This window comes from Sulfurospirillum sp. 1612, assembly GCF_036556685.1.
Lineage (GTDB): Bacteria > Campylobacterota > Campylobacteria > Campylobacterales > Sulfurospirillaceae > JAADIZ01.
Map to the genome: position 1 here is coordinate 1,738,319 of NZ_CP140614.1, position 20,532 is coordinate 1,758,850.

At 39.4% G+C, this 20,532-nt stretch carries 19 protein-coding genes; 4 read left to right on the plus strand and 15 right to left on the minus strand.

The window, feature by feature from the left end; genetic code table 11:
• Position 1: 1 nt before the first annotated feature.
• The 8 genes from waaA to SFB89_RS08705 all read right to left on the minus strand — a co-directional run bounded on the left by waaA (position 2) and on the right by SFB89_RS08705 (position 6,545).
• Positions 2–1,153: a lipid IV(A) 3-deoxy-D-manno-octulosonic acid transferase gene (gene waaA, locus SFB89_RS08670; protein WP_331776075.1), complete on the minus strand. Its 1,152-nt coding sequence runs from the start codon at positions 1,151–1,153 to the stop codon at positions 2–4.
• The gene (locus SFB89_RS08675) at positions 1,150–1,866 is read right to left on the minus strand and encodes a zinc ribbon domain-containing protein (RefSeq protein WP_331774293.1); all 717 of its coding nucleotides are present in this window, start codon (positions 1,864–1,866) and stop codon (positions 1,150–1,152) included. The genes waaA and SFB89_RS08675 overlap by 4 nt, the downstream gene beginning before the upstream one ends.
• The gene (locus tag SFB89_RS08680) at positions 1,863–2,603 is read right to left on the minus strand and encodes a Nif3-like dinuclear metal center hexameric protein (RefSeq protein ID WP_331776076.1); all 741 of its coding nucleotides are present in this window, start codon (positions 2,601–2,603) and stop codon (positions 1,863–1,865) included. Before SFB89_RS08680 ends, SFB89_RS08675 begins: the two co-directional genes overlap by 4 nt.
• Positions 2,590–3,456: a glycine--tRNA ligase subunit alpha gene (gene glyQ / locus SFB89_RS08685; RefSeq protein ID WP_331774294.1), complete on the minus strand. Its 867-nt coding sequence runs from the start codon at positions 3,454–3,456 to the stop codon at positions 2,590–2,592. The genes SFB89_RS08680 and glyQ overlap by 14 nt, the downstream gene beginning before the upstream one ends.
• Positions 3,457–3,581: 125 nt before the next feature.
• Positions 3,582–4,052 carry a DUF3972 domain-containing protein gene (locus SFB89_RS08690; RefSeq protein WP_331774295.1) on the minus strand — a complete coding sequence of 157 codons (471 nt, stop codon included), beginning with the start codon at positions 4,050–4,052 and terminating at the stop codon, positions 3,582–3,584.
• Positions 4,053–4,063: 11 nt separating this feature from the next.
• Positions 4,064–4,558, minus strand: a complete 495-nt coding sequence (purE, locus tag SFB89_RS08695; protein ID WP_331774296.1) for a 5-(carboxyamino)imidazole ribonucleotide mutase — start codon at positions 4,556–4,558, stop codon at positions 4,064–4,066.
• A gap of 19 nt (positions 4,559–4,577) precedes the next feature.
• Entirely contained in the window at positions 4,578–5,837 is a 1,260-nt protein-coding gene (locus tag SFB89_RS08700; protein WP_331774297.1) for a peptidase U32 family protein, read from the minus strand.
• Complete coding sequence (locus SFB89_RS08705; RefSeq protein WP_331774298.1) at positions 5,838–6,545, minus strand: chemotaxis protein; 708 nt, start codon at positions 6,543–6,545, stop codon at positions 5,838–5,840.
• A 72-nt stretch (positions 6,546–6,617) separates the two neighbouring features.
• Here SFB89_RS08705 and SFB89_RS08710 point away from each other — a divergent pair, with 72 nt between their 5' ends.
• A complete protein-coding gene (locus SFB89_RS08710; protein WP_331774299.1) occupies positions 6,618–7,397 on the plus strand; it encodes a histidinol-phosphatase in 780 nt (259 codons plus the stop codon).
• A 71-nt stretch (positions 7,398–7,468) separates the two neighbouring features.
• The gene (glnA, locus tag SFB89_RS08715; protein ID WP_331774300.1) at positions 7,469–8,899 is read left to right on the plus strand and encodes a type I glutamate--ammonia ligase; all 1,431 of its coding nucleotides are present in this window, start codon (positions 7,469–7,471) and stop codon (positions 8,897–8,899) included.
• Positions 8,900–8,927: 28 nt separating this feature from the next.
• Here glnA and rmuC read toward each other — a convergent pair whose 3' ends face one another.
• The 6 genes from rmuC to alaS are packed head-to-tail and all read right to left on the minus strand — an operon-like array spanning position 8,928 to position 16,606.
• On the minus strand, positions 8,928–10,307 hold the full coding sequence (rmuC, locus tag SFB89_RS08720; RefSeq protein WP_331774301.1) for a DNA recombination protein RmuC: 1,380 nt from the start codon (positions 10,305–10,307) through the stop codon (positions 8,928–8,930).
• 36 nt (positions 10,308–10,343) lie between these two features.
• On the minus strand, positions 10,344–12,266 hold the full coding sequence (locus SFB89_RS08725; protein ID WP_331774302.1) for a penicillin-binding protein 1A: 1,923 nt from the start codon (positions 12,264–12,266) through the stop codon (positions 10,344–10,346).
• On the minus strand, positions 12,263–12,955 hold the full coding sequence (locus SFB89_RS08730; protein ID WP_331774303.1) for an ATP-binding cassette domain-containing protein: 693 nt from the start codon (positions 12,953–12,955) through the stop codon (positions 12,263–12,265). The genes SFB89_RS08725 and SFB89_RS08730 overlap by 4 nt, the downstream gene beginning before the upstream one ends.
• 41 nt (positions 12,956–12,996) lie before the next feature.
• A complete protein-coding gene (gene maf, locus SFB89_RS08735) occupies positions 12,997–13,560 on the minus strand; it encodes a septum formation inhibitor Maf (RefSeq protein WP_331774304.1) in 564 nt (187 codons plus the stop codon).
• The gene (locus SFB89_RS08740) at positions 13,560–14,057 is read right to left on the minus strand and encodes a hypothetical protein (protein ID WP_331774305.1); all 498 of its coding nucleotides are present in this window, start codon (positions 14,055–14,057) and stop codon (positions 13,560–13,562) included. Before SFB89_RS08740 ends, maf begins: the two co-directional genes overlap by 1 nt.
• Complete coding sequence (alaS, locus tag SFB89_RS08745; RefSeq protein WP_331774306.1) at positions 14,054–16,606, minus strand: alanine--tRNA ligase; 2,553 nt, start codon at positions 16,604–16,606, stop codon at positions 14,054–14,056. The genes SFB89_RS08740 and alaS overlap by 4 nt, the downstream gene beginning before the upstream one ends.
• A gap of 151 nt (positions 16,607–16,757) precedes the next feature.
• On the opposite strand from alaS, the gene SFB89_RS08750 reads away from it, so the two are divergent.
• Together SFB89_RS08750 and SFB89_RS08755 are read left to right on the plus strand one after the other, a co-directional pair.
• Positions 16,758–17,855: a DegT/DnrJ/EryC1/StrS family aminotransferase gene (locus SFB89_RS08750; protein WP_331774307.1), complete on the plus strand. Its 1,098-nt coding sequence runs from the start codon at positions 16,758–16,760 to the stop codon at positions 17,853–17,855.
• Complete coding sequence (locus SFB89_RS08755; RefSeq protein ID WP_331774308.1) at positions 17,852–18,760, plus strand: Gfo/Idh/MocA family oxidoreductase; 909 nt, start codon at positions 17,852–17,854, stop codon at positions 18,758–18,760. The genes SFB89_RS08750 and SFB89_RS08755 overlap by 4 nt, the downstream gene beginning before the upstream one ends.
• Here the strand turns inward: SFB89_RS08755 and SFB89_RS08760 are convergent.
• Positions 18,750–20,522: a peptidoglycan D,D-transpeptidase FtsI family protein gene (locus SFB89_RS08760; protein ID WP_331774309.1), complete on the minus strand. Its 1,773-nt coding sequence runs from the start codon at positions 20,520–20,522 to the stop codon at positions 18,750–18,752. The genes SFB89_RS08755 and SFB89_RS08760 overlap by 11 nt on opposite strands.
• Between the last annotated feature and the right edge of the window lie 10 nt (positions 20,523–20,532).

Sequence of the window (20,532 nt, forward strand, 5' to 3'; positions counted from 1 at the left end):
GTTATTTGTGTTCTCCGGTTATATGTTGCAAGAGCGTCTCTAATGCTCCACTTTGCAAGATTTTAGAATGCTTAATGGTACTAAAATCTATCGTGCCGAGCTCTTCTAGTGAGCATACTCTGATATTTGAAACCTTTTTAAAAAGGGCCTTTTGATTAAAGACAAAAGGACCACTGATGATTTTCTTCTCAAAAAATGCAGGTTCGAGTGGATTGTGCCCGCCCACTCCATCGATAAAAGAACCACACAACAGCACCACGTCACTGATGGGATACAGATTAATCAACTCACCCATCTTATCACACAAAACAACATCTGCATCCACGCTCTTGCTGTCACTTAGTTTGGAAAAACTAAGATGATGACGCTTGGCATATTCTCGCAATAAGACCTCGACGGATTTAAATCGTTCCGGATGACGGGGGACGACGAGCAACATCTCATCTGCTTGCTGCTTCAAAGATTCTAAAATCAACGCCTCTTCTCCTTCATGAGAACTGGCTATGGTGATCACTTTTTTATCGGGTTTTGCATACGTTTTGCTCACTTTTGGCTGTGAGAAGGTTTTGATATTTCCCAACACTTCCACATCGCGTGCTCCCAATTCTCGCAAGCGATTTTCATCCTCTTCACTTTGCGCAAAGACCTTATCAACCTGAGCAAAAACCCAGCGATAAAACCACGAAAAATTTTTATAAGAGTGATAGGAGTGGTCGCTAATCCTAGCATTTAATAAAATTGTTTTTATCCCTTTGGCCTTAGCCACATAAAATAACAAAGGCCAAAGTTCTGCCTCTGTGACTACTAATGTCTTGTGTTTGCTAATCCAAAACGGTAAGAAAATCTCAAAAGGGAGGTATCTAACATCACAATTTTTTATATTTTTTGCTCGGTTGTAACCCGTCTGTGTCGTCACACTCAAATCCACATCATACCCTTCTAATCGCTCAATAATGGTCTCTAGTGAATTGACTTCGCCCAAAGAGCACGCATGAAACCAAATATCATGATGGGTAAATCTTGGGTTTTTTCTCAAAAAAAATCGTGCCGGGATGGAGTGGTGGTATTTGCTCTTGAAACTAAGGTATAAGAGAAACGGTATTGCGATGATATAAAGACACAATACCGCCGTATAATATATAAAGACTTTTATTCGTTTTCCTGTGTCTCTTTATAGAGAATTCTACCACAATGTGGGCATGTCACAATATCTTCTTGTTTTAGAACAGAAGCATATACCTTGTCATTAAGTCGCATAAAACATCCATAACAAGCTTGTTTTCTTACAGGAGCCACAGCGGTATTACCTGCCCATTTTCTGATTTTTTCATAAAATGTCAAGATTTTTTGATCGATTTGAGGTAGCAATTTTTGTTTGTGTTCATAAACCGCTTCACGCTCTTTTTCGATCGCAGCCAATTCTTCTGAGATAGAATCACGAATCGTTTCCACTTCTTGAGAGATTACTTCAAGTTTGGCTTGTTCTTCTTCTATAGATTTATTTCTAGATTCAATATAACTGTCCAATCGTTCGATTTCTTCATTGGCAAAATCACATTGCTCTTTTGCAATCTCTTCTTCAAGTTGCAAGGCTTTGACTTCTTTGGCCGTTTTTACAATGGAGGATTTTTTGGAAAGTTCTTGCAATTTATCCGATAACTCACTCAAATGTATCTCATTTTTTCCTTTTTTGAGTTCGGATTCTTTAATCTCTTCTTCAAAAATTTTGATATTTGATTTAATCTTGCTCTCTTTTTCCAAAGAAATTTTTAAAGATTTTTCTATTTTTTGAACTCTAGGCTCAAATCCATCTATACTTTTGTCAATACTTGACAACTCAATCAATTGTTCTAAATACTTATTCATGCTTTTTTGTGTCCATATCTATAATCAAACGGATTTTTTGAATTTGACATTATAACCTTTAATGGCAAATTTTTCAAATGGGGAGCCAAACACTCTCCAAAAAACCTCTCACTTTCAAAATGTCCAATGTCTATCAAAGACAAACCATTTTCTTTCGCTTCGAGGGCTTGGTGATATTTAAAATCACCGCTCAAGAAGCAATCTGCATCCACATTTGCAATCAAATCTCCTCCCGATCCTGTGGTAATGGCGCATGTTTTAATCAATTTATTCTCACCACTTACCCGCAAATGTTTTATTCCTAAGGCACGTTTCAAATCCTCACACAAGTCATCAAACATTTTATCGATGTGAACATAGCAAATAAACTCATCCACCGATACAATATCATAACCGAGTATATCATGTGCGACGAAACGATTCAAGTGAGTCTTGTCAAAATTCGTATGCATCGAAATCAAAGCGATGTTTTTTTGTACCATTTTTTGAATCAAATTTGAAGGATAAAGCGCATAATTAATCTTTTTTAATCCTCGAAATATCAAAGGATGGTGGGTGATAATCAGCGAGTTTTCAGCAACCGTATCAATCAAAGCCGCATCAATATCTAAACTCAAATAAATCTGTTCTATTTCATGATTATAATCACCCAAAATCAACCCGCTATTGTCCCACTCGCTTTGCAAGTCAAAAGGACTGAGGCGGTTTAAGACATCATAAATCTCACGAATTTGCATCGAGACTTTCTTTGTACTCATAAGCACACCCTTTGGCGAGTTCTCTGATTTTTAAGATATAATTTTGGCGCTGGGTCACAGATATGGCTTTTCGTGCATCCAAAACATTGAAAATATGAGAGGCCATCAAACAGTAATCATAAGCTGGCAGTGCGATTTTTTTCTCCAAGCATCGCTTGCACTCCGCGCGCGCATTGTCAAACATTTCCAAAAGCATCTTGACATCAGCGACTTCAAAGTTGTACGTGGAGAACTCATACTCACTACGTTTGTGAACATCGCCATATGTCGTCACTCCTTTGGAATTTTCGTTCCATATCAAATCATAAACGGAATCTTTTTCTTGTAGATACATCGCCAATCGCTCTACCCCATAGGTAATCTCTACAGAAACCGGATCACAAGCAATACCACCGACTTGTTGAAAATAGGTAAATTGGGTCACTTCCATACCATCTAACCAAATCTCCCATCCCAATCCCCATGCACCTAATGTTGGAGATTCCCAATTGTCCTCAATGAAACGAATATCATGCTGGCTAAGATCCAATCCCAACGCTTCCAAACTTCGCAAATAAATCTCTTGAATATTATCAGGGCTGGGTTTGATTAGAACTTGAAATTGATAATAAGCACCCAAGCGGTTTGGATTTTCTCCATATCGTCCATCAGTCGGTCTACGACTCGGTGCCACATAAGCAGTCGCCCAAGGTTTATCCCCAAGACTTCTTAAAAACGTGGCATTATGAAACGTGCCGGCTCCTGCTGGTATATCATAAGGTTGTACAATCGTACATCCCTCTTCCTGCCAAAATGTTTGTAATTTTAATAGCATCTCACTAAACGTTAACAATTTCATCATCCTTTTTCATTTAATTTCTCACTCAAGTTTTCACCGTGTGAAGTATCGCTTCTATCGGTCTATATTTTTGAACCCGTCCAAAAAATTACGCTTACACAGAGTAGCTCCACTCTTGGCTACTCTTTTGGTTTGTAATTTTCTATGACTTTATTCCACATCATCTTGTATTTTCTTTTCGTGAACTCTAACTCTTCTTGTGAGTATTTCAGCTGTTCATTCAAAGTCTCAATCGTCTTTCGATCATTATCATAAAGTTCTTGCATCGAGAAGAGTGCCTCTTTGAGAAACTTATTCTCACTCTTTAGTGCATCAACCGTTTCATCTTTGGCATCGAGCACTTTTTCATGAAGATTCAAGATCGTACCGATTGTCTTTTCTATAAAATCAGCTCCCGGTAAAGAGGGGGCATTGATATTGTCATTTTGAGGTTGTTGCACCAAAGAACGCGATGCGCCAATGGCTTCAATAAATCGTCTGCCATTTTCTTCTTTAACACTCAAACGACCTTTGGCAATCATCTCTTCAATCGTACTAAGATTCAAATGAACCAATTTACTAAACTCTTCAATCTCCAGCCAATTTTGCATAGCGTTCCCTTTTACAGTATCGCCTCTAGCGATGCGGAATCTGTCTCAACTTTTTTTGCCTTCAATACTCTATCTTCGAGTAGTTTCGTTTTTAGCTCCTCATCTTCAAGTGCTAAAATTTGCATGGCAAGATACGCACTATTAATCGCGCCGGCTTTACCAATCGCTACGGTAGCCACTGGCATTCCCGCGGGCATTTGCACTGTAGACAACAGAGCATCAATGCCACCTAGAGTCGAGCCCTCCATCGGTACGCCTATCACGGGTTTGGTCGTCAATGAGGCTACTACGCCCCCAAGATGGGCTGCCATCCCTGCTGCTGCGATGAAAACTTGTGCGCCTTTTTCTTCTGCTGTTTTGACATATGTGTGGGTACGCTCCGGACTTCTATGTGCAGAGGAGATGATGAATTCGTGCATCACACTAAATTTCTCTAAGATTTTAGCACACTCTTGCATGACCTCATAATCACTTTTACTTCCCAATATAATCGATACAAATTTCATGGTTGCTCTTTTCCTCGTTTTATATATTTTCTTTTCTCAAAAATGTAAATGCCGGTAATACGCCTGGCAATACTATGGCATGGGTGTTGCCACTGTGAATCGCTTCAAAAAGTTTGCCATTTTGACTTTGGAGTTTTTTAAATACAATACACCAACCTGATTCATCTTTGTAAATTTTACCAAATTCATTATCAATTTCTTCTATATTACTCTTTGGCAAGACCAATTCATACACCACATTAGGCTCCAATTTATCCTTGGCCAAGCAATGCATACCATCTTCATTCACCATAGCATAGACTTGATGGGTCCCTTCACTAATAGAGTGTTCTAAATTTTGGCTATCGTTTTTCTCATACGGTCGTTTGACCAAATAGCCATCGTTAAAGCCACGATTTTTCGTACTGGAGAGTTCTTTTTCATACTTTTTGGCATCAAATTGACCCTGCATATAATCATCAATCGCCATGCGATACGTCTTGGTCGTCAAGCCCACATAATAGGTACTTTTGGTTCGCCCTTCAATCTTGAGTGAATCAATCACATCACTGTCTAAAATATCATCAACATACGCACTAAGATTGAGATCTTTGGCATTCATGATATGCGTACCCTCTTCGCTCTCTTCTATTTTAAAGAGTGTTCCACTGGCTTCATTGTGGGCATACATCGTATATGGAAATCGGCAATCATTGGCACAACTACCTCGGTTTGACACGCGCCCGCTTTGAAGCGAACTAATCAAACAACGTCCACTATAAGCAAAACACATCGAACCGTGAACAAAAACTTCAAGCTCTAATTCGGGCAGATGCTTTTTGATTTGTTTCAAATCTTTCAGACTCACTTCTCTCGCCGCAATGATACGCTTAACACCCAAATCCCAATAAATCTCAGCATCAAGATAACTCAAGACATTGGCCTGAGTAGAGAGATGAATCGGAATATGCGGAGCAATCTCTTTCACTAACTTAATCACTCCCGGTGCGGCCACGATAAAGGCATCAGGATTCATCGCTGCCACTTTTTCAATATGCTTTTTTAACAATTCAATTTGTGCATTAAAAGGAAATCCATTGATAGTGACATAAATTTTTTTGCCCCGTGCATGCGTATAAACAATCGCTTCTTCAAAACTCTCATAAGTAAACTCTTTGCCCGATCGTATGCGAAGTGAAAAGTGACTCACTCCCGCATATACGGCATCTGCGCCATACGCTAATGCAATTTTTAATTTTTCAAAATTTCCTGCTGGTGATAATAATTCAATAGTACGCACTTATTTTTTCTTCCCTAAACTCTCAATTATTGCTTCAATATCTTCACTGGTGACCAAATCATCCGTACTCTCATCTCCTGCAATATGCACCGCAGACCCAACACGTTTCGTATCATCAATGGAGCCTTCAAAAAGTAGACTAATATATTTGCTCAGTGCTCTCATGACATTGATAACCCGCTCGATTTTTTGTCTGTGAATATCTTGGTATTGCATGATATCCATCACATTGATAATATCATCTTCTGCTTTTTGAGTATGATTTACCAATGTTTTGATGATCTCTTGGACTTGTTGCGTGTTGTCACGCGCAGTGCCAAATTGACTGATGTTTGGAAATTTATCAATCAACTTTTCAAAAAGTGCCATATTGGATTCTAAAAGCGGTGAAACGAGAGAGAAATCTGCATGCATTTGCGTCAAAACTTCACTCATAGATTCGAGTTTGTCAAATATCTCTGTTGCTTTTTTTTCAGAATCTTTTGTTACATCATCCAATTGTGATACCATCTTGTGCTCTTGAGTCGGTGGTGGTGGTGGCCAAGATTTATTGGCATCCATTTTATACGATTCTGCGCCACAATGATCGTGCTCTTGTTCTTGTTCTTCTTCGTTTGGCGAAGATGCAGGGGGTGTGGCTTCTGTCATATCATTTTCGAAATCTTCCAAGCCTCCGGCCATCAAAGCATCAAGTTCTTCTTGTGTCATGATCCGCTCCTAAACATTTTATGCTTAATTATAGTTAACTTTTCATATAATTCTACTTTAAAAGGAAAAAATATGATAGTCGATATGCACAATCACACTACTTTATGCAATCATGCTGAGGGAAGCATCGAGGATTTTGTCCTAACAGCGATAAAAAATAAAATCGATGTTTTTGGATTTTCAGATCATGCCCCTATGAATTTTGATGAAAAATATCGCATGCGTTTTGATCAAATGGCGCAGTATGAAGCCGAGGTCTTAGCGGCCAAAAAAAAGTATCATGATGACATTAAAATTTTATTTGCTTATGAAGTGGATTTTCTCGAAGGCTTGATTGACCCTAGAGTACTGAGTTCGGATGTGGATTATCTGATTGGTTCGGTACATTTTATCAACCGATGGGGATTTGATAATCCTGAATTTATCGGTGGGTACAAAGATAGAGATATTGACGAAATTTGGGAAGCTTATTTTGGTGCTATTACGCAGATGGCAAAGAGTCGATTGTTTGATATTGTCGGACACATTGACTTGATTAAAGTCTTCAATTTTTTACCCAAAAAAGAGATTAAACTCATAGCGCAAGAGGCCATCAAAGAGATTAAAAAAGCCGATATGGTCGTAGAATTTAACACAGCAGGATACCGAAAACCGATTCAAGAATTATACCCATCACATGAGATTATTGAACTTCTAGCCTATCATGATATCCCTATCACCTTTAGCTCAGATGCCCACAAAATAGAGGACATCAACTACAAAAAAGAAGAAGCCATGGCATTGGCAAAAACCTACGGGTACAAAAAATGTGCAATTTTTGAAAATCGCGAGAGAAAAATGGTTAAATTTTAATCACCCTCGTTACGGAGCATTTGAGAATTTTTGATATACTTCTAATAAAATAAAACTTGCGAGGAGCATTCATGGGAAAATTTGTTAAAGATATAAAAGGTTTTTTTAAATATTGTGATGAGAATGAAGTAGAATTCGTTGATTTTAGATTTACAGATATCAAAGGCGCATGGCATCATCTTTCATATAAATATTCAGCGATAGAGGAAGAATCTCTTTCTCACGGTATTCCATTTGATGGCTCATCTATCGATGCATGGCAGCCTATCAACAAATCAGATATGCTTTTGAAACCAGAAGCAGAAACTGCATTTTTAGATCCATTTACAGCAGATCCTACCATCGTAGTATTTTGTGATGTTTTTGATATCTACAAAGGTGAACTTTATGAAAAATGCCCAAGAAGTATCGCAAAAAAAGCATTAGCACATTTACAAGAAACCGGACTGGGCGATGTCGCTTATTTTGGTCCTGAAAATGAATTTTTTATTTTTGATGATGTAAAAATTCGTGATGATATTAACTGTGCGTATTATGAAGTGGATTCAGAAGAAGGTGAATGGAACTATGGTACTACCTATCCTGATGGATACAACACCGGCCACAGACCTGGCACAAAAGGTGGGTATTTTCCATGTCAACCAACCGATTCAATGGTCGATTTAAGAGCAGAAATGGTACAAGTATTAGAACAAATTGGACTTGAAACCTTTGTGGTACATCATGAAGTAGCACAAGCACAAGGTGAAATCGGTGTCAAATTTGGTACGTTAGTAGAAGCCGCTGATAATGTACAAAAATACAAATATGTCGTCAAAATGGTCGCACATCTTAATGGCAAAACAGCGACATTTATGCCAAAACCACTTTATGGTGATAATGGTAATGGTATGCATGTACATCAATCAATCTGGAAAAACGGTAAAAACCTATTTTTCAAAGCAGGCGAATATGGAAATCTTAGCGACATGGCACGATATTACATCGGTGGTGTCCTCAAACACGCACAAAGTGTTGCTGCCTTTACCAATCCATCAACCAACTCTTATAAAAGATTAATTCCTGGTTTTGAAGCGCCTTCAATCTTGACGTACTCTTCTCAAAATAGAAGTGCAAGTTGTCGTATTCCTTATGGTGCGGGTGAAAAATCTGTCCGAGCTGAGATGCGATTCCCAGATTCAACAGCATGCCCTTACCTAGCCTTTACAGCACTCTTGCTTGCAGGACTTGATGGTATCAAAAACAAATATGAACCCGTAGGTCCTATGGATGAAGATTTATTTGAATTGAGTCTTGATGAAATCCGAGAAAAAGGAATCGAACAAATGCCACACACATTACGTGAAGCATTGGAATCATTGATTAAAGATAATGACTATCTTAAAACGGTCATGACACCTGAATTTTTGAACGTGTATAAAACTTATAAATTCCAAACACAAGTCTGGCCAGATGAAGCAAGACCGACTGCCTTTGAATTTAAATCAACCTACTCTTGCTAATCATTTAGGGCACACTCTTTAGTGTGTCCTACTCCTTTTTGCTTTCAATAACATCAACGCCATCGGCATCGAAATCATCATAATTTAGTTTCGTACTTTTGAGTGACTTGGTTGTTTTTGCTCCCAATGTCTTGAGCTCTTCTACACGTTTCATGACATTGCCACCCCCCTCTGTTAATTGTGTTTTTGCCTTTTCATAAGTGTGCTCAAGTGTTTGAATTTGATCACCGACTCGGTTAAAATTATCGGCGAAATTGACCATCTTATCATAAAGTTTTCCCGCGACTTGGAACATTTTGAGGGCATTTGAATTGGATTGTTCACTTTGCCAATACAGATAAATAGTCCGCAAAGATACCGTCAAAGTAGAGGGATTCACAATCGCAATATGCTTATCAAGCGCGTATTCATAAAGATCAGGATTTTCCTGCACGGCCAAAGCAAACGCCCCTTCAATAGGCACAAACATAAAAACATACTGCAATGTGCCGACTTGATAATGGGCATAATCTTTGGAATCTAGTGTATCAATATGATTTTTAAAAGCACTCACCACGCCCTTGGACGCAATCATTCGTGCCTCATCACTCTCAGCTCGGATGTAGCGGTCATAATCATTCAAAGAGACTTTGGAATCGATAATAATGGAGCGATCTTGTGGCAATTTGATAATCACATCCGGACGCTTCATCTTGCCTGATTCATCTTTATAGCTCTCTTGCGTGATGTAATGCGTCCCATAGTGAAGTCCCGAATACTCCAAAACACTCTCCAATATCATCTCACCCCAACTGCCTTGTGTCTGTTTTTTACCTTTGAGTGCTTGGGCTAGATTTTCCGCCTCTTTACCGATGTGCATTCCCGCTTTGGTTACCTGCTCAATCTCTTTTGAAAGTTTGGCAAACTTGATTGTCGCGTGCTCTTGCGAGGCTTCAATTTTGTGCTTGAAATCATCTAGATTGTCTTTGAATGGCTTCAAAATATCATGCATGGATTGCAGTGATGTGGCATCGAATTTCTTAATTTTCAAATCCAGATTTTTTTGCATTATTTCATTAAGACGGAGTTCTAATTTTTGACTTTGTGATAAAAAATCTTCTTGCAATTTTTCATGGCTCTCTTGTTGTGCTTGCCATCTTGCTTCAGCTTTTGATTTTTCAGAATTTAAAATATAAATTTTATCTTGTGCCTCTGCTAGTCTATTTTCAACTCTCTCAAGCGTGCTTTGCGTATTTTGTAATTGTGACTCCAAAACAGAGTGATGTATCTTTTGCTCATTGTTTTCTCTACGCAAACTCTTCACAACTTGGTCATGTTTATGTTTGATAAAGAATAATGCTCCGATTAAACACACTATAATCAAGAGACACACTATCAAGATACTCATCAAAATCATCTCACTACTCATCGGTGCTCCTTCATCTGTACTCTCTCATGTAAGCTTTCAAAAAATCAAATTGCCTTGGTTTTGATTCTCTGGATTTTGCCCACTTGGTAATGGAGATGTATCGGTAAAATAAAGCTTTGTATTATGTGAGGTTTTATACTTGACCCCATCTGGCACATTAAATCTTCGTTGCGTTTGTGGATAAAGACGCAGATAATTTTGCACAAAATGTTTAAATGAAGGCCCCGCACTTCGTCCCCCGGTCTCACCACGCCCCATGGGAGTATTATCATCATTACCATACCACGTCACGACTTCGATATCAGGGGTAAAGCCACAAAACCACGCATCAACATAGCGATTGGTTGTACCCGTTTTCCCCGCAACTTCGACGCCTTTGACATTGGCTTTCCGTCCGGTTCCTCTTGAGACAACACTTTTGAGAATATCAATCATGAGATAAGCTTGAGCGGGAGAAGTAATCTTCGTTTTTTGGACGCCAAAGTCTTGTTCATCACCAAATTTATTGATAATCTTCGTAATTAATCTGGGTTTTACCCGTTCACCATAATTTGAAAATGTCGTATAAAATCCACTAAAATCATAAGGTGAGATTCCAAAAGTCCCCAGTGCGATGGAGAGGTCATTGGGTAAATTCTTGAATCCTTCATCTTTCAATTTACGATGCACATCATCCATACCAAGAGAATCCAACAGATTGATGGTTGCCAAGTTTCGTGAATGCACCAATGCATTTTTGAGTGTAATCATCCCCTCAAAATTCTCTTCATAATTTTTAGGTTTCCACTCCTTGTCTGTTTTCTTATCTACATAAACTCTGGAAATATCCGGGATTTTACTCTGGGCATTGTATCCGACATTGAGCGCTTGCAAATAGATAAAAGGCTTAAAGCTACTTCCGGGTTGGCGCTTACTTTGTGTGGCACGATTGAAGTGACTTTTAGTATAATCCACCCCACCTACCATCGCTCTAATATCACCGGTTTTATTATCAAGCACCATCATCGCACCATTGAGATTGCTAGCATTTTCATCTTTTTGTCGCTTCAAAATGCCATCATATCCTACCTTCAGTGATTCTCGTGCTAATTCTTGCAATTTTAAATCCAACCCAAGATAAATCTTGTAACCGCCAGTTTTTAAATCACTGTACTTTTTGCTTAATCTTTTAATCACCTCATCGACAACATAAGGGGCTTTGTTTTTTGTGAGCGTTTCGTCATAAACCACAGGATACTCGCGCGTCGCTTTTTCGTACTCTTGCTTACTAATCCACCCTAAATGGAACATTCGGTAAATAACACGGTTGGCTCGACTCAGTGAAATATCAATATGTCGTGTGGGATCATACGCACTAGGAGCTCTCGGCAAGCCCACTAAAATCGCAATCTCTTTCAGGCTGAGTTGATCTAAATTTTTGTTAAAATATCCTCTTGCTGCTGTCTTGATACCATAATATCCGTGTCCAAAATAGACTTGATTCATGTACCGCTCTAAAATCTGCTCTTTGGTGAGGACACTCTCTAATTTAAAAGCAAGCATGGCTTCATTCAATTTTCTTGAGAGTGTCTTTTTGCGAGTTAGGACTGTATTTTTTATGAGCTGCTGTGTCAACGTACTGGCACCTTCGACCAATTTCATTGCTTTGATATCTTTGATTAAAGCACGAAAAATCGCTTCAAAATTGATACCACCATGCTCAAAAAACGAAGTATCTTCTATCGCCAGTAAGGCCTCAACCATACGGGGTGGAATGTCTTTGTATTTCACATACAGCCTATTTTCACCCTCAAATATATTGGCCACCAGCTCATGATTTCTATCAAATATTTGGGTGGTTAATTTGGGTTTATAATCTATGATTTTATAAGCATCAAATCGAACTTGTGAATACATATATACAACCATGCCACCCACTGCGATAATACCAATAAAAATGATTGACAAAAGGTATTTCATTGTCTAAATCCTCTCTTTTCAAAACTAGAACCAATCAGCTCTTTTGTGTACTCTTCTTGCGGGTTATGCAACACTTGCTCCATCGTTGCACTCTCGATAATACGTCCTGCTTTGATAATCCCAATCTCATCACATAAATGTGCTACAGAAGCGATATCATGAGTCACAAATAACATATCATAACCGTCTCGCTCTTGCAATACTTTTAAAAGCTTCAAGATAGCACTCTTAGTCGATAAATCCAAGGCCGTTGTGGGTTCATCTAAAAGTAACAGTTTAGGCTGCATTGAAAGCGCCATAGCGATGATGACTCTTTGGAGTTGTCCACCACTCAATTCAGAAGGAAAACGCTCCACAATGCCATCGTCCAACCCCACACGTCTGATGTATTCTAACATCTGTGCTCTACCAATAAAAAATTGCTTTTTTATTCGTGTTAGCGGGGAGAGCGCGGTAAAAGGATTTTGTGGAATCATCGCGATGGTTTGCCCCCGTATTAAGTCATAATCTGCATGTACACGCATCTGAACATTCAGAGATTCTGGCAACATTCCCAAGATGGCTTTGAGTGTCAAACTCTTGCCACTGCCACTTTGTCCGATTAAAGCAAAAGATTTTTCAAATTGAAATGAAAGATCAAGCAACGGCTTATCATGATAGGAGATACTGAGGTGCTCACATTGAAACATTTCAGTACTTTCTCACACGTTTTTTGATATTTTGCCTCAGGCTATACCGCATCTTGTGACTCCAAAAATGGTAGCAAACGTTCGACACTCAAGCCCATCGCGGTACTTTGAAGTCCCTCGACTTTTTTGATGTAGGATTTGCAAAATCCCTCGACCATACAAGCGCCCGCCTTGCCTTCCCAATCGCCACTATTCAAGTATGCTTCGAGTTTTTGCATATCAAAGGGCATGAAAAGATACCGTGTTTCTGAAATATCAATAAACTTTTTATGAGGGGATTGATACATCAAACAGCTAATAATACTCACCGCATTGTCACTTTGTTTTAATAAAATCTCTCTCGCCTCGTCACGACTTTTGGCTTTTCTTAGGATTTCTCCATTCGCACAAATGACCGTATCGGCACATAAGACGGGATTGTTATCATGATGCTTACCAAGATAAGCTTCTAATTTTCCTTTAGTAGCAAGATAGACAAAATCTTTCGGGATGGTCGCTTCGATTGCATCTTCATCAAAATCAATCGCAATCTGTTTGAAAGAGATGCCAAATTGCCTTAAAAGCATCGCGCGTGTGGGTGAAGTCGAAGCTAAAATCAATGCCATCAGTAACTACTTATAACAATACCCAAATACGCTGCGATAATCGATACCAAAAGGTTGAGCGGAATCAGATATTTTACAATTAAAATGATGTTCTCTTGCGCTACTAAAAGGTCTTGTTCTTCAAATGCTTTTTTGGCATTCAAATATTTTTTAAAGGCATAAACAAAATTAAATGCGATAAAAATCCAAATCGTCTCTTTGATATGGATGATAATCATCGCGGAGGGGTCACCGTATTCAAAGCCCATGCCGACATTCATGAAAAACGATGCTGAGACGACAACCAACATGACCGGAATCAAAAATATGATATACCGTCTCAAGATTTTCAAGCAATTCGCACACTTTTTGTCAATATCTTTCACTGACGCGCTCGCCGGTCTGACGATGAAGATCATCACGAACATGCTTCCAATCAATATGGAAGCACTCATGATATGCAAGAATATAATAAGCGTCCTGAAATCTTCAAAGATATCGATGACCGTATTAATCATGCATCTTCTTGCAATATTTTTTTAGCATAACTCAATGCCGCTTTTTTTGCCGCATCGATTTGGCTAGGATCTTTACCTCCAGCTTGAGCAAAATCATCACGGCCACCGCCGCCACCTCCTACAATTGGCGCTATTTCTTTAATCCATGCTCCTGCTTTAATCGGCGCATTTTTAACCCCGCTTGCAATCATGACTTTATTATTTTTCACTTGAAATAAAATAATCGCGACAGAATCTTTTTGATTTTTTACATCATCAATCTTCGCTTTGATATCACCCGCATCTAAACGCTCAACAATCACATCAACGCCTTGAATCGTCTGTGCCTCGATACTTTTTCCGACATTGGCACTAAGGGCCTCAATCTCTTGTTTCAATCGTACAATCTCTTTTTTCTGCCTATTGATGCCCACAAAGATATCTTTGTTTTTGAGTTCATCTTCTGCTTTGTGCACCGTATTTCTCAGCGTCGTCGCAAATTCATAAGCACTTTTGCCACATACCGCTTCGATTCTACGCACACCCGAACTCACGCCGCTCTCTTTGATGATAAAAAAGCTACCGATATTGGCGACATTTTTCACATGCGTCCCACCACAAAGCTCAACGCTCACATCACCAAAAGAGACCACCCGCACTTCATCTCCGTATTTCTCACCAAAGAGTGCCATGGCGCCACTATTCTTAGCATCTTCCACGCTCATGATCTCTGTTTTTGCATCAACACCACTGAAAATCATCGCATTCACTCGTGCTTCCACTGCGGCGATTTCTTCTTCACTCATCGCTTTAGGATGAGAAAAATCAAATCGCAATCTGTCTTTTTCAACCGAAGAACCCGCTTGTGCAACATGCTCTCCCAAGATTTCTCTCAAGGCACGATGCAACAGGTGCGTCGCTGAGTGATGTTTTTCTATCTCTTTTCTTGAACTATCTACAACCACATCGACTTTATCCCCGACTTCTAGAGGGTTTTGTAACGCAACCTGAGAGAGATTCAAATCAAAAAATTTCTTAGTATCTAAGACCTCGCCATATCCAGAAATTTCCCCACTATCGCCACATTGTCCTCCACTTTGAGCGTAAAACGGTGTTTGATGAAACATCACCCAGCCGCTTTTTTCCAAGCGTTGTACTTCTGTGAAATCATCATCTAAGAGTGCCACGACACTCACATGATCTTGCGTTTGAGTATAACCGGTAAATTCATTAGCCCCAAATCGCTCCAGTAATATTTTAAAATCACCATGTGCCACTTTGTCGCCGCTACCTTTCCATGAAGCTTTGGAGCGTTGTTTTTGCTCCGCCATCAAGGCATCAAATTTTTCAACATCGGCTTCCATATCTTTTTCACGCAACATATCTTGTGTGAGATCAAGCGGGAATCCAAACGTATCATAAAGTTTAAAAGCCACAGCTCCACTGAAGATTTTTTGGGTTTGGGACAATTCTTTTTCAAAGAGTTCCAATCCTGATGCAATCGTGGTCAAAAATCGTTCTTCTTCCAATCGAATTTGTTCACTAATCGCCTCTTTCTTTTCTATTAAATAAGGATAATGCTCTCCCATGAGATCATTGAGCGTATCTAAGAGTTTGTACATAAAAGGCTCTTTAATACCTAAAAGATAGCCATGGCGAATCGCACGTCTGGTAATCCGACGCAAGACATACCCTCGTCCCTCTTTATCAAAGTTGATTCCTTGTGCTAGTAAAAATGCTACGGAGCGAATATGATCGGCAATCACCCGATAACTCGCACCCTCTTCATAATGATAAGGTTTGCCACAAAGCTCGGCAACTTTATTGATAAGTGGCATAAACAACGTGGAGTCATAATTGCTCTGTTTGCCTTCACAAACCGCCACAACACGCTCCAATCCCATACCCGTATCAATCGAAGGTTTTGGCAGTGGTGTCAACACACCCTTTTCATCGCGATAATATTGCATAAAAACAAGATTCCAAATCTCCAAAAATCGGTCGCCATCACCACCCATGTGATCTTCTGGACCGTGAAAATGCTCTGCTCCTTGGTCGATAAAAATTTCACTACAAGGGCCACAAGGTCCCACATCGCCCATCTGCCAAAAATTATCTTTATCACCAAAACGCTTGATACGCTCAAGCGGTACATGACGCTGCCACAAAGTCTCAGCCTCATCATCGCTATCATGAACCGTAACCCAAAGTTTTTCTTCAGGCAATTTCAGGACTTTAGTGACAAATTCCCAGGCGTTGGCAATCGCATCTTCTTTAAAATAATCTCCAAATGAAAAATTACCCAACATTTCAAAAAAAGTGTGATGTCGAGCCGTATAGCCGACATTGTCCAAGTCATTGTGCTTGCCACCGGCTCGGATACAAGTTTGGCAACTCGTCGCACGAGGCGGATTAGGTCTTGGGATTTCTCCTGTGAAAATGCTCTTAAAAGGCACCATTCCCGCGTTAACAAAAAGCAATGTCGCATCGTCCGGAACAAGCGGTGCACTTGGCACAATCGTGTGCCCTTTTTGTTTAAAAAAGTTTAAAAATTCTGCTCTAACATCCATACGTATTCCCCAATTATGTATTAAATCGTCTTATTTTATCTAAAAAACTATTAAATAAAGCTACTTATCACAATAATTATACAAAAGCTTTAACTGCACAAAAGTAACTTTGATGTATAATTTCTCCTACTCAATTTACAAAGGCTTATATATGAAAATACCATTTATAGATTTAAAAACACAATATGAAACGCACAAAGCAGAAATCAATCAAGCCGTTTTGGACGTATTAGATTCTACACAATTTATTTTAGGACCCAATGTAACAAAACTCGAAGAAAATTTAGCAACCTTTACTGGTTCAAAACATGCGATTGCGTGTTCATCTGGGACCGATGCCCTGCTTTTGGCCTTGATGGCTTTAGATATTAAAGCCGGCGATGAAGTTATCACGACACCCTTTACCTTTATCTCGACAGCAGAAGTCGTCTCACTCGTTGGAGCGACACCGGTTTTCGTCGATATTGATGAGACCACTTATACATTAGACCCAAAATTAATAGAAGCAAAAATCACTAAAAACACTAAAGCAATCATGCCGGTATCTTTGTTTGGTCAATGCGCCGATATGGATGCGATTAACGCCATCGCAAAAAAACACAATATTCCTGTTGTTGAAGATGGATGTCAAAGTTTTGGTGCCACTTATAAAGGCAAGAAATCATGCAACTTAAGTGAGATTGGCTGTACGAGTTTCTTCCCATCAAAACCACTGGGTTGTTATGGTGATGGCGGTGCGATTTTCACCAACGATGACGCTCTGGCACACAAACTCAGAACACTCGCCAATCACGGGCAAGAAGAGCGATACAAGCACAAATACATCGGAACCAACGGCCGACTCGATGCTATTCAAGCGGCTATTTTAAATGTTAAAATGAAATATTTCCAAAAAGAGATTGAATTACGTGAAAAAATCGGAGCGCGTTATGGTGAAATGCTACAAGATAGCCACGTTATCACCCCTAAGATTATGGATGATAGAACCAGCGTCTTTGCACAATACTCCATTCGGGCACAAGATAGAGCCGCTTTGGTTATGGCACTCAATAAAGCTGAAATTCCAACAGCGGTGCACTATCCTATCGCATTGCATGAGCAAGAAGCTTATGCTTATTTGGGATACAAACATGGAGATTTTCCGGTGAGTGAGCGTGTTGCTTCTGAGATCATGAGCCTTCCGATGAGTCCGTTTTTGACACAAGAACAACAAGATTTCATCGTGCAAAATATAAAAGAGGCCATATGAAAAATATAGCATTAATCGGACTCGGTTCTATGGGGAGAAATCACTATAGAATCATCAAAAATATTCCAGATTTTAAACTCGTAGCTATCTGTGATGTTGTCAAAACAGGCGATTATGAGGAGCCTTTTTTCACCAGTGTGGATGAGATGCTTGAAACGGCCCAAATCGATGCATGCGTCATCGTCGTCCCTACGTTTTTACATAAAGAGGTCGCCATCAAGTGTCTCAATGCGGGCAAAGATATCTTTATTGAAAAACCGGTCGCTTCAACGGTCGAAGAAGCCCGAGATATCTTAGAAGTCGCCAATGCCAAAAAGGCTAAAGTCGCCGTCGGATATATCGAACGCTTTAATCCTGTCGTCAGTGCGCTTAAAGAAGAGATTAAAGATGATGAGATTTATAGTATCGGTATCACGCGTGTGGGACCCTTCCCTCCTCGTATTGCTGATGTAGGAATTTTGACTGATTTATCGGTTCATGATATCGACCTCATTCGCTATATCACCCAACAAGAGATTGTCAAAACCAATATTTACCGATCTCGTAAAATCCACAACCATCACGAAGACAATGCGATGCTTTCCTTTAAACTCGAACACGATATCGTCGCAAGCATCACAACAAACTGGCTGACACCATTTCGAAAAAGAACCATTGAAGTCGCAACCAAAAATGCTTATTATGAAGCAGATTTGATGGCACAAGACCTCACAGAATACTCAGAATATCAAAAAAACAACTCATTTGTCATCAGAAAATGTATGGTCAAAAAAGAGGAACCTTTATTGCGAGAACATGTCGCATTTTCACAGTTTCTCCAAACAGGCGACCGCCATGGACTTAGCACTATTGAAGATAGTATTATCACACTAGAAATATCTGCAAAAAAAAGAATTATTGATTAGATAAGGAGGGTTTTAAAAACCCTTCTTCCACCAATTTATCCACAATCTCTCTAAAAGTCGGAACAGCCGTTTGAGAGGCATAATAGTGATACCGTTTTTCCGGGTCACGCACTAATACTCCAATCGTATATCGACTCGTTTTATCATTGGCAAATCCAAAAAATGAACTGTTATATTTATTGGTATAGCCCCCTCCTCCCGCGATGTGTGCCGTACCGGTTTTGCCACCAATCTCAAGCCCATCGTAAATCGCCGCTTTTCCTGTTCCTTTGAGGACGGTTTTGATGAGAATCTTGTGCATGCGTTTGGCAACGGCTACGGGAATCACTTGTTTTTGAGACATATAATCATCAAGATTATACTTTCCATCATCAGAAGAGATGCGTTTGGCAATCTTAGGCGTCACCATTCTGCCATTATTATTAAAGACGCTGTATGCTTTGAGTACTTGCATAAAATTGGCATCCAACCCATAACCGTATCCGATGGTGGCCTTGTAAATTTCTGATTCAAATTTATGCAATGGAGGAATGGCGCCTTTGGCTTCATAAGGCAAATCAATCCCGCTTTTTTTAGAAAATCCAAAATCTTTCAAACCCTTATAAAATTCTATAGGATCGAGCTTTTGCGCCAATTGAGAAATCCCTACATTACTTGAATGGACGATGACATCTTCAGCACTTAACCATTCAAAGTCATGAGTATCATGAATCACCTTGCGTCCGATTCGATATTTGCCTCCAAAAATGCGTACCAAGTCAAAAGGATTGACTTTATTTGCCTCCAACAACAAAGAAAAAGTGATGGGTTTCATAACAGACCCTGGCTCATAAGAGTACTCAATCGCACTCACGTTTAATGAAGGATAATCCACCCTTCTGATAAAATCTGGGTTGTATCTATTGCTCGTCGCCAATGCTAGTATCGCTCCGGTTTTGCTGTCCATCACACAAGCAATAATCTCTTGTGCTTCTAAATCTTTCTTTTTATCATCGAGTATTTTTTCGATGACCTTTTGGAGTTTCAAAGAGATGTTTAAATAGACGTTTAATCCATCCATACGCTTTGTGTACATGCTATATCTATCTAATATCACCGTATTGGCGATATCGCGATGTCCTTTTAAAATCGAATCTTGAATGGGAGCCAGTTTATCTTCATAATACTTCTCGATTCCCTTCACCCCCGTGATGGTTGTCATACGATTTTTTTCTATTTTTCTGATATAGCCTACCACAGGCGTCAACGTATCTTTTGCTGGATAAATTCTTTTTTCACCACTCTCCTCAACACTCATCCCATGTATAAAGTCATCTTTAGTTTTTGGGTCTTCATAGCTAATAAAAACTTTGAGAGAAAAGAGTTTTCGTGCAAGATTTTTAAGATATTTGGCTTTTTTGGAATCAATACTATAAGAGAGCACCACACTACCAAATCTACTATTGATAGTTTTGAGCACTTTCCTCGCATCATCACCGCTATAGAGTGAGTAGAGTTTCACAAAAAGCTCTTTTTTTTGAGGGTCAATATTTCTGGTATCTACGGTAACTTTATAGAGTTTTTTGCTCGTCGCGACTCTAAAATCATCCCGACTGATGATATCACCTCGCATCGCATGCGTCACCTCTTTGTAGGTGAGTGTCGGCAAACGTCTTGGTGCTGTTGCCCAATAAAAAGTGGCACTGAGAAAAATGACAAATCCGATAAATATAAGGGAAAAAAGAAAAAGTATCTTGTAGGTTTTAGGTTTAATACTCTGCATTAAAAAGAAT